Below are 14,492 nucleotides of genomic sequence, written 5' to 3' on the forward strand. Positions count from 1 at the left end.
CATGGAAGCATGATAATTTTAAGTCAGCCTTTGGAAAGCGCTTTCCAAAAAGCTTCTGTCAATATAATCGATGGAGGGGTCATGATGAAAAAGGATGTTAGAAAAAGAATCAAGTATAGTGCTCTGCTAGCTTTGATACTGGTCATTGCACTCGCTGGATGTACACCGGGATCGTCCTCGAAAGGGGAAACAACAGCAGATGGAAGGGAATTGAAACAATTTTCAGCCTTTTTTGCCGTACCTGGGAAAATTGCGCCTGACGATAATCGGGTGTTAAAAGCTATTGAGGAGAAAACAGGCGTCAGAGTTACGATGGACTGGCTTACGGGCCAAACAGCCAAAGAACGAATTGGTGTGCTCATTGCAGGCGGCGAATATCCCGACTTTATCGATGGGAGTGATGGTACTCAGCAACTGGTAGCGGCAGGGGCGCTAGTACCACTTGAGGATTACATCGATAAATATCCAAACATCAAAAATTACCTGGGTGAAGACTGGAAGAAGATGAAAAATACGACGGATGGACATATCTACTTCATTCCTCAGTTCGGCAATATACAAGAAAAGTCGATGAAAGTAACCCATGATGGAGAAGCGTTCTGGATTCAGAAGGCCGTACTGGAATGGGATAATTATCCGACCATCAAAACACTTGACCAATACTTTGACTTGATTGAACGGTACAAAGCAGCGCATCCGACCGTTGATGGTCAGCCAACCATTGGATTCGAGATTATCTCTTATGACTGGCGTTATTTCGCACTGGAGAACCCTCCGCTCTTCATGGCTGGTTATCCGAACGAAGGCGCAGCCATCGTTGATAAAGAAACGCTGACGGCCAAAAACTATAATACTATTCCCGAAGCGAAAGCATATTTCAAGAAGATCAATGAAGCATATCATCAAGGCCTGGTCGATAACGAAACCTTTACAGCAAACTATGATCAATATATATCCAAAATTTCAACCGGACGTGTGCTGGGTATGGTGGATCAAGGATGGCAGTTCCTTGATGCCGAGGCATCACTCGTGAAGCAAAAATTGTATGACAAAACCTATGTACCGTTGTCCATCACACTCTCCGAGGATGTCAAAGGACGTTATCAGAACAATCCAATCCTTAACGTAAATGGTGGCTTGGCCATTACTAAGAGCTGCGAGGATATTGAAGGGGCACTTCAATATATTAATGATTTGCTGGACCCTGAGATAGAGGTATTGAGAACCTGGGGACAGGAAGGCGTGGATTACCAGGTGGATGACAAAGGCGTGTTCTCCAGAAATGAAGAGCAACGTGCGAATTCCAAAGATCCGGACTGGGTGCTTGCGAATACGGGAAGCCCATTGGTCTATTTCCCGCATCATGAAGGCATGACCGCTGATGGGAAGAATGCTCTTGATCCTAAGGAGCAGCCAGAGGAGTACCTTGCTACATTGAATGACATCGATAAAAAAGTGCTCAAGGCTTATGGATATACGAAGTTTACCGACTTCCTGGAGCCTGCGGAGGAAAATGAACCGTGGTTCCCGATCTATACCTATAATTTCGAACCGAATAAACCGGAGACCATTGCCAGACAGAAGATGGACGATGTTAAACGCAAATGGCTGCCAAAGGTGATTATGACTTCACCAGCCGAATTTGATAAGGCTTGGGAAGAGTATCAAGCCACGCTCAAGGAGAGTGCAGATATTAAAGCGTATGAAGATGCGCTGACGGAAGAAGTTCGCAGACGTATGGAACTGTGGGGATAAAGGCCTATCAGACAGAAAGGCTATGGGGAACCCCGTAGCCTTTCTTACACGCTAGATTCGGGAGATTGGATAGGAAAGGAATCGATTCACCCAGACTGGGTGATATAGATAAACTCGTAAGCAAGGAGAGAAAAAACATGGCAAAAAAGGAGTTGCAGCCTTCGTTAAAAACCAGTCATATCCCCGCGGGAACAAGCTGGATCGGGTATAACCTGTCCAGAATGAAAAGTCAGCGACAATTAATGTGGATGTCATTTCCGTTTATTGCGTTTATCGCTATTTTTGCGTATGGACCATTATGGGGCTGGTTGATGGCATTTCAGAATTATAGACCGGGCATTGGTTTTATGGAGCAGGATTGGGTGGGAGTGGATCATTTTCGAACGTTATTCACAGACCCTACATTTTTACGTGTCATTCGCAATACGCTGGCGATGAGCCTGATCAGTCTGTTTCTGGGATTTGTCGGTTCGATTGGTCTGGCGCTCTTATTGAATGAACTGCGAATGATATTGTTCAAACGTGTGGTACAGACGGTTTCCTACCTCCCACATTTCCTGTCGTGGATCATCGTAACAGGTATTGTTGCGAATGTATTATCAACGGAAACAGGTATTGTGAATGTGCTGCTGACAAAATTGGGTCTGATTGATGCACCAATCAATTTTTTTGCGGAACCAAAATACTTCTGGGGGATTGTAGGTCTGTCCAGCATGTGGAAGGAAATTGGCTGGGGCACGATTATATATCTGGCGGCCATGGCGTCCATTAATCCGAGCTTGTATGAAGCAGCTTCCATTGACGGAGCTGGCCGCTTTCGCAAAATGTTCAATGTCACGCTTCCAAGCATCAAACCGACCATCATTATCCTGCTTATCATCAACGTTGGTAACGTACTGAACGCAGGTTTTGAGATTCAATACTTGCTTGGAAATGGACTTGTGCAGGATGTGTCCGAGACAATCGACATTTTTGTTTTGAAATACGGAATTAATCTCGGCAACTACTCACTTGCCACCGCCGCAGGCATTTTCAAAAGTGTGGTCAGTCTCGTGCTCATATTTATCGCCAACGGGATTGCCAAGTCTCTTGGTGAAGAGCGGTTGATATGATAAGGGGGCAGAACTGTGAAGCGATTTCGTAGAAGACGAAGCTTGGGTGATTCAATTTTTTCCATCATGAATGGCATATTTATGTTGCTTGTCATGGTTGTTACGTTATATCCTTTTTTAAACACCATTGCCGTATCTTTCAATAATGGGTTGGATACGATCCGCGGAGGGATCTATCTCTGGCCGAGGGAATGGACGCTGCAAAATTACGTCTCCGTATTCCAGAATCCGAATCTGACACAAGCTGCATTTGTTTCGGTTGCCCGAACCGTGGTTGGAACAGTTGTGCAACTGTTCTGTACCGCGATGTTGGCCTATGTGCTGAGCCGCAAGGAGTATATGTTTAACAAATTGGTCACGACGCTGTTCGTAGTAACGATGTATTTCAGCGGAGGCTTAATTCCGGGATACATGCTGATCAAACAAGTGGGGCTGCTAAACAGCTTCTGGGTATACATTATTCCCGGATTGATCGGGGTGTTCAACATGATCGTCATTCGTACCTACATTCAGGGACTCTCGGAGGGATTGATAGAATCCGCGAAAATGGATGGAGCCGGAGATTTTCGGATTTTCATGCGCATCGTGCTTCCGCTGTCCAAGCCGGTGCTGGCTACAGTCGCTCTGTTTATTGCTGTAGGTCAATGGAACTCCTGGTTTGACTCCATGTTGTACACGGCGGGTAATCGGAATTTGACCACTTTGCAGTATGAGCTGATGAAATTATTATCCTCTGCGACCTCACAGGGCGGAACGGTTAACGTGGATTCATACAAAAATGTAACCAACATGGTAACTCCTGTCTCCATTCGGGCAGCGATCACGGTTGTGACGGCAATGCCGATCGTTTTACTGTATCCGTTCTTGCAAAAATACTTTGTCACTGGACTCACCATTGGAGGGGTAAAAGAATGAAAAATGCAAATCAAAGCGAACAATGCACGTTTAACAATCCGATCATGCCCGGGTTTTATCCAGATCCGTCCGTCTGTCGGGTGGGTGAAGATTTTTATTTGGTGACCTCGACATTTGCCTATTTTCCTGGGGTTCCGATCTTTCAGAGCCGTGATCTTGCACATTGGAAACAGATTGGCAATGTACTGGATCGCCCTTCGCAATTAAATCTTCAGGGAGCAGGACATTCACAAGGAATATTCGCTCCAACGCTTCGGTATCATGAAGGTACCTTCTATATGATTACAACCAACGTATCACATGGCGGCAATTTTGTTGTAACCGCTACCGACCCGGCTGGGCCATGGTCTGATCCTTATTTTATCGAAGGCGCAGAAGGAATAGACCCTACGATTTTCTTCGATGACGGCAAAGCGTATTACCTGGGTACACGTCCTTGTTCTAACGGAGTTCGTTATAACGGGAACTGGGAAGTTTGGCTTAGGGAGCTTGATCTGACCACCATGAAACTGGTAGGGGACAGTTACGTGCTCTGGCGTGGGGCCATGGTTGATGTGATTTGGCCTGAAGGACCGCATCTGTATAAGATCGATGAATATTACTATTTATTGATTGCAGAGGGAGGCACAGGGCCAAACCATGCCGTGACCGTTGCGCGTAGCCAAAGTTTAACCGAAGGGTACGTCGGGAATCCGAATAATCCAATCATTACGCATCGCCATCTGGGCAAGCGCTACCCTATTGTTAATGTAGGACATGCTGACTTGGTGCAGGCTGCTAACGGTCAATGGTTCATGGTTATGCTTGCTTCGCGCCCATATGGGGGGAGCTTTAGCAATCTGGGACGGGAGACGTTTCTTGCTTCTGTCGTTTGGGAGGACGGATGGCCTGTTGTCAATGAGGGCCGCGGAATCCTGGAGGAGCAGGGTACGCTGAATCTGCCAGCAGCACCAGTGGCACCGGATTTGCGCTGTGAAAACTTTGATACCGATCATTTGGGCTTGCAATGGATGTTTTTACGCAATCCTCAGGAAGACCTGTATTCCTTGACTGAACGCAAAGGTTATCTGCGTTTGAAGCTGAAACCACAAACATTGAAGGAACTCAAGAACTCCAGCTTTGTCTGTGTGCGTCAGAGACATATGGATTATGTAGTAGCAACGGCGATGGAATTTGTGCCGCAGCAAGAGCATGAGACGGCGGGTCTGGTCGTTATTCAGAATGACCAGTATCATGTGCGGATTGAACGTGCACTTGAAGGAGAGCAGCAGGTGCTGCGTGTCATGACATGGTTTGGCGGAGAGGAATCACAGGTTGCTCAAGTTGTGTTGGAAGGGGATGTTCCACGGGTATCCATGAAGATGGCTGCACTTGGACAGCAGCTCAGCTTCTATTACTGCACAGATGGAAGTGAGTACCATCTAGTTGCAGACCGAGTGGATACGACCAGCTTGAGCACGGAAGTGGCTGGCGGTTTTGTTGGGTGCTGTATTGGCATGTTCAGCAGCAGTAATGGTAAATTGTCTGACCAGGCAGCTGACTTTGACTGGTTTGAATATGGTTCGTACTAACGTAAATAAAAAGGGAAGCTCAATCCAGCAGCAGATGCTAAGGGTTGAGCTTTTTTCTAGTCCGTTTATCTTATTATGAAACATCCCCGCAGGTATTGACCCGGTTTACATCCAAAATTTCGTTCACATGATGATCTTCGAATCGGTCTAGCAGAGCGTCCAAACCATATTCTAACTTGTGCTCAAGCTCCTCCAGGTAAATGGGGAGGATTGCGTAGAAGTGCACAGTCTGTCCGTCTTCCATGTCGAGCGTTAGGAAATCCTCATCGGCCTCAAGCGGAGGCAGCACGATAAAGGCACACATGTCTGTGTTATTGGAAAATGGCATTGCCGGATCACCATTCGGCACCGTATGCCCCCAACTTAGCCAGGTATCGTAGTCATGCGGCAAGCGAGCCATCGTTTTTAACCAGCGGATTGGCCAGTAGTTGTCCGACTGCTCCAGTTGCTCCTCTAATAGAGGCCAATCCGGCGGCAAACAAATCATCAGCTCTGCGTACTCATAGTCCTGTGCATCTTCAGGCGTGTTCATAGGCAAGGCGCTCATGCCTGTGGTGTACAATGTGTAATAATTTCGTTCTGGTGTTGGACGAATCACATGAACATCGATATGAACCTTGTCCGATAGCAACTCATGGAATACAGACTCGGCTTCACCGAGATATTGGTCAGCATGTTTCTCGATTTGCTCCAGCCACTCGTCTTTGGCATAAGAAGTAGACTGCCACTCACGATTCTTATCCTTATGACGAAGGATAGGAACGCCGGAGGGTGAATATTCGGATGATTTGGACATGCTTACAGCTCCCTTGCACAGTATTATGTACTTGCTTTTTCATCTTAATCATACCATGTGAATTGAAGTCTGAACCTCGTTCTATGGTATGATATGAACATGTTGATGAGTTCGATTGAAGGAGCAAAGGGTATGAATCAGAGCATACAACAGTTTAAAGCGGATTTTTTCAAAGCGTTGGCGCACCCGATGCGGATTCAGATTCTGGAGCTGCTGAGTGAAGGAGCCAAGAACGTGAATGAACTGCAAAGCATTCTGGGATCGGAAGGCTCTGCTGTTTCACAACAACTGGCTGTACTGCGCAGCAAAAACGTTGTCCATGGAATCAAAGAAGGGACAACTGTCACCTATTCGCTGCGTGATCCGCTGATTAAGGACCTGCTGGCAGTTACCAAACAGATTTTTGACAATCATCTGGTCGATGCGATTTCCATGCTGGAAGATATTCGTAAAGAGTCCTGACACAATAAACAAGAGCAACTGGGTGTAGTCACCGGAGGTTCTTGTTTTTTTGTGTTAGTCTCCTGTGGGAATTGTGTGCAATCCGATTGACAGGATGTGTGCAGGGGAGTAGTCTTTTGTTTATATTCAAATATTTAAATATATGGAGAAAAGAAGGTTTTTGTACATGAGATGGATGGGGAGATATGCAGGTTACAATGCTGCCGCTTTTCGCAAGGATCTGTTATCGGGGCTGATCGTAGGTATTATTGCGATTCCACTCGGTATGGCCTTTGCCATTGCTTCTGGGGTCAAACCGGAGTATGGATTATATACCACAGTAATCGCAGGGATTCTCATTTCTTTGCTGGGTGGGTCCAAGTTCCAGATTGGCGGGCCAACGGGGGCATTCATTCCGATCCTCTTCGCCATTGTGATGCAGTATGGATATGAGAATCTGCTGATCGCCGGAATGATGGCTGGCCTGATGCTTGTGCTTATGGGCGTATTCAAGCTTGGGGCATTAATCAAGTTTATTCCTAGGCCGGTGACGATCGGTTTCACGGCAGGTATCGCCGTCATTATTTTTAGCGGACAGATTACCAACTTTCTGGGACTTCGAGGCATCGAGAAACACGAGGATTTCTGGTCCAATATGAAAGAAATCGGGATGCATATCTCGACAGTTAATATATACAGTGTGCTTACAGCTGGAATCTGTCTGGCTGTTCTTCTGCTTGTGCCCAAGTTTGCACCAAAGGTGCCTGCATCACTGGTGGGGCTGGTTCTTTCGACGATAGTCGCGGCGTTCTTTTTTGAAGGGCAGGTGGCCACGATTGGTTCGTCCTTTGGCGCCATACCTAACTCCTTGCCTCAGTTTCATGTGCCTGAGATCACTTGGGAGCGTATCGTGAATTTGCTGCAACCCGCGTTTGTCATCGCCATGCTGGGTGGCATTGAATCGTTGCTGTCAGCTGTTGTTGCCGATGGCATGACCGGAAGCCGACATAACAGCAATCGGGAGTTGATTGGGCAGGGGATTGCTAATATGGTGACGCCGCTATTCGGGGGGATTCCTGCAACAGGAGCGATTGCACGTACGGCAACGAATATCAAATCCGGCGCAGTATCGCCATGGTCTGGTGTGATTCACGGTGTAGTGGTTTTGCTGGTACTTGTTCTCTTTGCGCCATATGCATCCCATATTCCTCTTGCCAGTATGGCTCCCGTTCTCATGCTGGTTGCCTGGAATATGAGTGAACGGAGATCCTTCATGCATGTCATGAAGACCAAAACGAGCGATTCACTCGTTCTGCTGATTACCTTTTTGCTTACCATATTTACAAGTTTAACGACGGCTGTAGAGGTGGGGTTGATTCTGGCTGTCGTTTTATTCGTTAAGCGGATGAGTGAGATGTTGAAGGTTGCCAAAGTACTGCCCGATCCCGAGCATAAACATGAGAAAGTCATGGCCCATATGGTCCGGGAAGGACATGACTGTCCGCAGATCAGCTTATATACGATTGAAGGACCTTTATTTTTTGGTGCGGCAGATATGTTCGAAAAGTCGGTCATGAATTCAATTCATCGGCGACCAGACACTCTGCTGTTGCGCATGGGCAAGGTGCCTTTTATGGATACAACAGGTGAGGCTAACCTGGCGAGTTTAATCAAGCATTTTGAACGGTCGGGCGGGATTGTATTGTTATCGGGCATACAGGAGCAGCCACTTGAGATGTTGAAACGAACGGGTCTGTTAGAGCGTTTAAATTCTGCACATCGGTTTGAACATACTGGGGAAGCCATTAATTATGCGTTACAGCATTTGAACGAGGAGAAGTGTAAGGGGTGCAAACATTTTGCCTTTCGTGAATGTGCTGTATTGTCGAACGCTGGAACCGATCCAGAGCGTAATAGCCTGCTGAAATCTGGGAAGCGGGTCAATGCAAGCAGTTCTGTATAATCCACGCAAGAGAGAGGAAACTTTGGAATTCCAAAGTTGATGCACCAACCAGTTTGAAATATATATTCTGGAAAATTAATGAAAAATAGACTATGTTATAGGTTGAGAGGTGAATACGGTTACATCATTCATCAGATGAGAAATAATCATATAAACTGAAGGAGTATACATATGTCCAATCAACCGACTGCTTTACGTTCAGTGCTTAACCCCAGGTATCTGGAGTCTGCTTTGAGCAATCAGTATGACATTGGAACATGGGAAGAATGTTTGTTTTGGCTTAGAGGATTGAATGATACCTACCGAGTTCGCACGTCCAGTGGGATGTATATTCTTCGTATCTACCGCACTGAAATTTCGGAGGCAGATGTTCAGTATGAGCTATCGTTATTAGCTCAACTGAAGAACGTTCTAACTTCTGCGGAACACACCGACATTGGAGAATATATTCAGAAGAAAGATGACACTGGATATACGGTGCTGGAGGCGGCAGAAGGCAAGCGGGTTGCTGTGATGTTTCGGTATATTGATGGTACGGAGAACAACTTGGAGGATGAGGAGTCTTGTTACGCCTTTGGTCAATCTGCCGCTGAAATGCATAAGGCTATGGATCAGTTGGACGTGGAGTTGCCACGATATGAGCTTGATTTGAAATTTCTCATCGACGAACCCTTAGAAAGAATCATCCAGTATATCGGTGAGAACCATGAAGCAGCAGCATTTCTCCATACGTTTGCAACAGCATTAAAAGAACGCATCGTCGCCGCTTCCAGACAAGGCCTGGACTTTGGACTGTGTCATGGCGATATGCATGGGAATAACAATGCGTTTCAACAGGAGCATTCGTTTATCCATTACGATTTCGAGTGGGCTGCCAAAGGCTGGCGTGCCTATGATCTGGCCCAAGTGAAAATTCGGAAACGGCAGTCTGGTGATTCAGGGCAGAAACAAAGACTATGGGATGCGTTGATGAAAGGATACCGGTCGGTTCGGAAGTTTACGGATGCAGACGAACAGGCGGTTGATCTCTTTATTATCGCTCGAAGGTTCTGGGTGATGGGTCTGGATGTTGCTTTTATCGAGAGTGATATGGGTGCGCTGGATTATGGCGAGGATTGGCTGAATGACTTTCTGGAAGAGTTTCGGGATATGGGGATTGTATCATAGCGAATAATGAACATTATTTTAGGTGTAGCTTGAATGCTTTAAGACCCTTCCGAGTGAACTTGAACTCGGGAGGGTCTTTTTCAACTTATATTCAAGGCAACCTGGTCCTGGTTAGTTGGAAGATGATGAGGAAGCGGCAGCAGCCGATGCTGCGGCAGCTGCGGTCATCGCTGCTTGTTGAGCGATGATAATATTCGTGATGCTGGTTGAGATTGCTGTCGTTAGCATACCGTTTCGCAGATTCTCCACATATTGAATGGCTATCAACGCGGATGAGAACAGGAGCAACTCCTGTTTATCAATCGACCAGGCACCGAAACCTTTTTGAGTCCGTAACCACTCATTTGTTTCCGCGACTTCATCCACTAATGTATCTCTGTCCGAAGGCAGTAGGGAAAGTAACCCGAGAGAAGGTAATGTGTACGTTTTATCCATTCGGAGATCCCTTTGACGAAAAGCTTCATTTAAGGCAATCACACGATTCCCTGCATCCGGGGTATCCTCTCCAAGAACCAGTACCTGTGTTAACGCCTGCACACTGTTTCTGGAAGAGAACTCTGGTTTTAATTCCCCGTAGAGTTGTTCCATTCGTGCGACACCAGTATGCACGTCGAGATCGGAAAGGGCTAACATGGCAGCGAAAATGTAGTCATCCTGTCCAGTAAGGAAGCGATGCTCTGCTTTCATGCCGTCATAAAATGACTTGGTTCGCTCCACCGTAGGTTGAAACTGATCGGGTGATACCTGAGTTGCGATCTGATAGGCGGCAATAACGAGATAATCCGAGGTGCGGAATTTGATCTCTTTCATCAAATCATAGACATGTAGGGTATCTGCCAGCTTTGTGTCCTCATCCGTTGTAAGGGAGAGCATGGTAGCAATGCTAATGGCAGAATTACCTCTGAATGCAGAGAAAAGTTTTGTGTTTTGTTTAATCAACTCTTGGCTTTGGCGAATAGCTTCTGCATCAGCAACTTTATTCTCCGCTGCATAGAGCAAGGCGGCCAGACGGTGAATCATTCCATGTTGCCATTTGAACGACTTCTTGATGATCTGCGTGTTGGAAACGAATAATTCAACTCGTTCTGCATGATGTTGTTGCATATTCATACCTCCATTTTAAGAAAATATCATTGTCAGTCTTTCATCCCGCCGTTGTTAAGAGATTAGATGATTAAGAATATTAAATGAATTAAAGCAATTATTCCCATAGGATATATGAATGATCTGGAGAATCCATTTTTAAATTCATTGTGAGGGTGCTTCTCGAAAAAGAAGTGCAATACGGTATGTATGATGAAAAAGATGTCCAGCACCCAAAATGTAATCGTTTGATACGAGCTAAAGAGCAGAGAGAGAATGATGGTGTACATTGGCAAGTGAATCCAGGTGAAATACCTGTAGGCTTTATCATCTTTCATATCTTTTAATACAATAAACAATTTCCACTCGGACCGCCTGATCGCATCCATTTCATGAAGCAGGAATAGAGAAAGGTTAAACAAAAATAAGACCAGTAAGAAGTCAGGCATGTGAAGCCTCCTATTTTTCAATTTTATACAAGCAGATCAATAACGACAAGACGCATAAGACCCAAAGATACAATACGTGAGCTGCCCATCGGGGTTCCAGTGATCTCCCTGTAAAGTCAGGGAAAAAGGAAATCTGTCGCTATGATTACACAACGCTGCGATGAATTGTTGAATCAGTTGTCTGCCATATTCATTAAGCGGTTATCCTATACCTATATGTGTTGTGAATCCGTTTCCTCACATTCCTTGTTGTATTTCTGCGGCACATCTCGTACAATTTGGTGAAGCAATTCTGCATTGCGTTAATGTGAATATGAAATTTAAAATTACATCAGGAAGCTGTACACCAGAAAAGGGGAGAATCGTTTGGAATCAAAGCAACTATCTAGAGGGCTAAAGCCCCGCCATGTAGAGCTGATTGCACTCGGAGGTACAATCGGCGTTGGTTTGTTCATGGGATCGGCGAGTACGATCAAATGGGCAGGTCCATCCGTGCTGCTGGCTTATTTACTGGCCGGTATCATTATCTTTTTTGTCATGCGCATTATGGGGGAAATGTTGATTCAGGAGCCGGTCACGGGTTCGTTTGCAACATTTGCCCACAAATATATTAGTCCGCTTGCCGGATTCCTGACTGCCTGGAGTTATTGGTTCCTGTGGGTTACGGTTGGAATGGCGGAAGTTACGGCAATTGGCATCTATGTCGGGTATTGGTTCCCGGACATTCCGCAGTGGCTGCCGGCACTTGCCGGGGTGCTCATCATTGCGGCGGCGAATCTGGCGGCTGTGAAGTTCTATGGGGAATTTGAATTCTGGTTTGCGATGATCAAAGTAACGGCTATTGTGGCCATGATCGTGATCGGAACGGGGCTCATCTTCTTCGGCTGGGGGAATGGGGGGCAGGCCATTGGTCTGTCGAATCTGTTCAGTCATGGTGGCTTCTTCCCTGGAGGCATCAAAGGTTTCCTCTTCGCGCTGTGTATCGTCACGGCTGCGTATCAGGGAGTGGAGATGGTCGGTATTACGGCAGGCGAAGCGGAGAATCCGAAACACACTTTGCGTAAAGCGATCAAAAATATCGTGTGGCGTATTCTTATATTCTACGTCGGTGCCATATTTGTCATCGTGACATTGTACCCTTGGAATGAAGTGGGCGAGACGGGAAGTCCGTTTGTGCTCACCTTTGCCAAGGTCGGAATTGTTGCTGCAGCGGGAATCATCAACTTTGTGGTGCTCACGGCGGCCATGTCGGGATGTAACAGTGGAATCTACAGTGCAGGACGGATGTTATACACGCTGGCTGAGAATGGGCAGGCACCTGCCTTTTTCAAAAAGCTGTCCAAAGGTGGGGTTCCCCGCAACAGTATCGTCATTACGATCTCCTTGTTGTTAATCGGAGTTGTACTGAACTATCTGATGCCAGACTCCAAACTATTCCTGTACATCTACAGTGCAAGTGTGCTTCCGGGCATGGTTCCATGGTTCGCGCTGGCGTTCAGTCAGTTCAGATTCAGAAAGCGTTGGGGCAACGAGATGGCGGACCATAACTTCAAGTCCAAATGGTTCCCCATCAGCAATTACATTATTATTGTGTATCTGATCCTCGTCATTATCGGTATGGCGTTTAACCCGGATACGCGCTTGCCTCTGATCGTTGGAGCTACGTTCATGGCCATCGTGGTGGCTGGATATTTCGCATTTGGCATCGGAAAAAGACAACGGATAGATGGCGGCGAAGATCGCTAGTCTAATAATCAGTAATCAACTTATATCGTAATATTATATGTGCATTCCTTGAAATGATTGGAGAACCTGCGGGTGATTCAGCGTCATTCAGGGAGTGCATTTTTTTATCTGAAAATTCATGCTTGATTATAAACTCTCAAATCTCCGGAGATTCAATGCCAGACAGTTGCCAACGAAAATGGGGCAGGTCCAGTTTAAATTTGGCCAATCTCGGTTACAAAGAAAAGAGTGAAACTTTTATGAAAACAATATAAAAATAAACTTTAAATTTACACACTCTATTTTAAATTGAACTTATTTCTACACAATAACGTAGAGGTCAGAGAAAACCTGGAGAAGTGAAACGTTCGCCTTTATCACCGGATTTCCCGTTAATTAGGGATAGAAAAAATCTGGGGATAACAGCGATCGGAAGGTTGCTCTGCCCGCATAGTGACCAGTGTAGAATCATCGCGTTCAATTTAAAGGGTGTAAATAACCGAGGAGGAATTGAACATGGCTAATCAAGACCAGCACACCATGCAAGATCCAACGACACAATATCCGAAAGCTACACCGGAGTGGAAACAGCAACAGGATGAGCCGGGACTCCAGCGTGAGATGACTCCTGTTCCTGATGCGGGTGAAAAAAGTTATAAAGGTAGCGGACGTTTAACAGGACGCAAAGCAGTTGTGACCGGAGCTGATAGCGGAATTGGACGGGCAGCTGCGATTGCGTTTGCCCGTGAAGGTGCAGATGTCGTTCTGGCTTATTTGCCAGAAGAGGAAGCAGATGCACAAGAAGTTGTGAAGTTGATTGAGGAAGCCGGGCGTAAAGCGATCACGATGCCAGGTGACTTGAAGGATGAGAAATACTGTGAGGAACTCATTGAATCTGCGGTAAAAGAGCTTGGCGGGATTGATATCCTCGCTAACGTGGCAGGTAAACAGCAATTTGTAGAGCAGATTGCGGATCTGACTACCGAGCAATTCGATGCAACGTTCAAAACAAATGTCTATTCCATGTTCTGGCTCTGCAAAGCAGCTGTAAAACACATGAAACCGGGTAGCTCCATTATCAATACATCATCGATTCAGGCGTACAAACCTTCGCCAATTCTGCTGGATTATGCGACAACAAAGGCGTCCATTAACACGTTCAGCAAAGCGCTGGCACAACAGGTGGGTAGCAAAGGAATTCGTGTCAACGTTGTTGCACCGGGCCCGGTATGGACACCGCTCCAGGTTGTGGGTGGACAACCAGTCGAGAAGCTGGCCGAGTTTGGTTCCAACACACCGCTTGGTCGTGCAGGACAGCCTGCCGAGATGGCTCCGGCATTTGTGTTCCTGGCAAGCCAGGAATCCAGCTATGTGAGCGGCGAAACACTGAATGCGAATGGCGGTACGGTTAGTCCGTAAACGTTGGTTATAAAAAGCTTTTGAATCATAGGCCAGTGAGACAAAGAACTCCATTCCCGATGAAGGTGAATGGAGTTCTTTGTTGTTAATTATTTT

Annotated in this window: 12 protein-coding genes; 9 read left to right on the forward strand and 3 right to left on the reverse strand. The window is 46.2% G+C overall.

The window, feature by feature from the left end; genetic code table 11:
• Nucleotides 1–81: 81 nt before the first annotated feature.
• The 4 genes from NKT06_RS04155 to NKT06_RS04170 all read left to right on the forward strand — a co-directional run bounded on the left by NKT06_RS04155 (nucleotide 82) and on the right by NKT06_RS04170 (nucleotide 5,353).
• Nucleotides 82–1,755, forward strand: coding sequence for an extracellular solute-binding protein (locus tag NKT06_RS04155; RefSeq protein WP_253430299.1), 1,674 nt, complete (start codon nucleotides 82–84; stop codon nucleotides 1,753–1,755).
• A gap of 137 nt (nucleotides 1,756–1,892) precedes the next feature.
• Nucleotides 1,893–2,867 (forward strand): ABC transporter permease, encoded by a 975-nt coding sequence (locus tag NKT06_RS04160; protein WP_253430302.1) that lies wholly within the window; start codon nucleotides 1,893–1,895, stop codon nucleotides 2,865–2,867.
• Between the two features lie 15 nt (nucleotides 2,868–2,882).
• Nucleotides 2,883–3,782 (forward strand): carbohydrate ABC transporter permease, encoded by a 900-nt coding sequence (locus NKT06_RS04165; protein WP_367399844.1) that lies wholly within the window; start codon nucleotides 2,883–2,885, stop codon nucleotides 3,780–3,782.
• Nucleotides 3,779–5,353 (forward strand): glycoside hydrolase family 43 protein, encoded by a 1,575-nt coding sequence (locus NKT06_RS04170; RefSeq protein WP_253430305.1) that lies wholly within the window; start codon nucleotides 3,779–3,781, stop codon nucleotides 5,351–5,353. The genes NKT06_RS04165 and NKT06_RS04170 overlap by 4 nt, the downstream gene beginning before the upstream one ends.
• A gap of 73 nt (nucleotides 5,354–5,426) precedes the next feature.
• Here the strand turns inward: NKT06_RS04170 and NKT06_RS04175 are convergent, their stop codons facing one another.
• A complete protein-coding gene (locus NKT06_RS04175) occupies nucleotides 5,427–6,149 on the reverse strand; it encodes a suppressor of fused domain protein (protein ID WP_253430308.1) in 723 nt (240 codons plus the stop codon).
• A gap of 132 nt (nucleotides 6,150–6,281) precedes the next feature.
• Here NKT06_RS04175 and NKT06_RS04180 point away from each other — a divergent pair, with 132 nt between their 5' ends.
• The 3 genes from NKT06_RS04180 (at nucleotide 6,282) to NKT06_RS04190 (ending at nucleotide 9,720) form a co-directional block, all read left to right on the forward strand.
• Nucleotides 6,282–6,611 (forward strand): ArsR/SmtB family transcription factor, encoded by a 330-nt coding sequence (locus NKT06_RS04180; RefSeq protein ID WP_017690603.1) that lies wholly within the window; start codon nucleotides 6,282–6,284, stop codon nucleotides 6,609–6,611.
• A 166-nt stretch (nucleotides 6,612–6,777) separates the two neighbouring features.
• Entirely contained in the window at nucleotides 6,778–8,553 is a 1,776-nt protein-coding gene (locus NKT06_RS04185; protein WP_253430311.1) for a SulP family inorganic anion transporter, read from the forward strand.
• Nucleotides 8,554–8,724: 171 nt separating this feature from the next.
• Nucleotides 8,725–9,720 (forward strand): phosphotransferase, encoded by a 996-nt coding sequence (locus NKT06_RS04190; protein WP_253430314.1) that lies wholly within the window; start codon nucleotides 8,725–8,727, stop codon nucleotides 9,718–9,720.
• 111 nt (nucleotides 9,721–9,831) lie between these two features.
• Here the strand turns inward: NKT06_RS04190 and NKT06_RS04195 are convergent, their stop codons facing one another.
• Together NKT06_RS04195 and NKT06_RS31850 are read right to left on the reverse strand one after the other, a co-directional pair.
• Nucleotides 9,832–10,824 carry a DUF4003 family protein gene (locus tag NKT06_RS04195; protein WP_253430317.1) on the reverse strand — a complete coding sequence of 331 codons (993 nt, stop codon included), beginning with the start codon at nucleotides 10,822–10,824 and terminating at the stop codon, nucleotides 9,832–9,834.
• Nucleotides 10,825–10,886: 62 nt separating this feature from the next.
• On the reverse strand, nucleotides 10,887–11,252 hold the full coding sequence (locus tag NKT06_RS31850) for a DUF6713 family protein (RefSeq protein WP_367399845.1): 366 nt from the start codon (nucleotides 11,250–11,252) through the stop codon (nucleotides 10,887–10,889).
• Nucleotides 11,253–11,618: 366 nt separating this feature from the next.
• Between NKT06_RS31850 and NKT06_RS04200 the strand changes: the two genes are divergently transcribed.
• Both NKT06_RS04200 and NKT06_RS04205 read left to right on the forward strand, forming a co-directional pair.
• Complete coding sequence (locus NKT06_RS04200) at nucleotides 11,619–12,998, forward strand: amino acid permease (RefSeq protein ID WP_253430320.1); 1,380 nt, start codon at nucleotides 11,619–11,621, stop codon at nucleotides 12,996–12,998.
• Nucleotides 12,999–13,493: 495 nt separating this feature from the next.
• The gene (locus tag NKT06_RS04205) at nucleotides 13,494–14,396 is read left to right on the forward strand and encodes an SDR family oxidoreductase (RefSeq protein ID WP_124118614.1); all 903 of its coding nucleotides are present in this window, start codon (nucleotides 13,494–13,496) and stop codon (nucleotides 14,394–14,396) included.
• Nucleotides 14,397–14,492 lie beyond the last annotated feature (96 nt).

This window comes from Paenibacillus sp. 1781tsa1 (genome assembly GCF_024159265.1).
In the GTDB taxonomy this organism is placed as follows: Bacteria; Bacillota; Bacilli; order Paenibacillales; family Paenibacillaceae; genus Paenibacillus.

What these genes read in the sequence shown, in the direction of transcription:
- NKT06_RS04155 (WP_253430299.1), top strand. Translation starts at nt 82, where the DNA reads ATGATGAAAAAGGATGTTAGAAAAAGAATCAAGTATAGTGCTCTGCTA.
- NKT06_RS04160 (WP_253430302.1), top strand. Translation starts at nt 1,893, where the DNA reads ATGGCAAAAAAGGAGTTGCAGCCTTCGTTAAAAACCAGTCATATCCCC.
- NKT06_RS04170 (WP_253430305.1), top strand. Translation starts at nt 3,779, where the DNA reads ATGAAAAATGCAAATCAAAGCGAACAATGCACGTTTAACAATCCGATC.
- NKT06_RS04175 (WP_253430308.1), bottom strand. Translation starts at nt 6,149, where the DNA reads ATGTCCAAATCATCCGAATATTCACCCTCCGGCGTTCCTATCCTTCGT.
- NKT06_RS04180 (WP_017690603.1), top strand. Translation starts at nt 6,282, where the DNA reads ATGAATCAGAGCATACAACAGTTTAAAGCGGATTTTTTCAAAGCGTTG.
- NKT06_RS04185 (WP_253430311.1), top strand. Translation starts at nt 6,778, where the DNA reads ATGAGATGGATGGGGAGATATGCAGGTTACAATGCTGCCGCTTTTCGC.
- NKT06_RS04190 (WP_253430314.1), top strand. Translation starts at nt 8,725, where the DNA reads ATGTCCAATCAACCGACTGCTTTACGTTCAGTGCTTAACCCCAGGTAT.
- NKT06_RS04195 (WP_253430317.1), bottom strand. Translation starts at nt 10,824, where the DNA reads ATGCAACAACATCATGCAGAACGAGTTGAATTATTCGTTTCCAACACG.
- NKT06_RS31850 (WP_367399845.1), bottom strand. Translation starts at nt 11,252, where the DNA reads ATGCCTGACTTCTTACTGGTCTTATTTTTGTTTAACCTTTCTCTATTC.
- NKT06_RS04205 (WP_124118614.1), top strand. Translation starts at nt 13,494, where the DNA reads ATGGCTAATCAAGACCAGCACACCATGCAAGATCCAACGACACAATAT.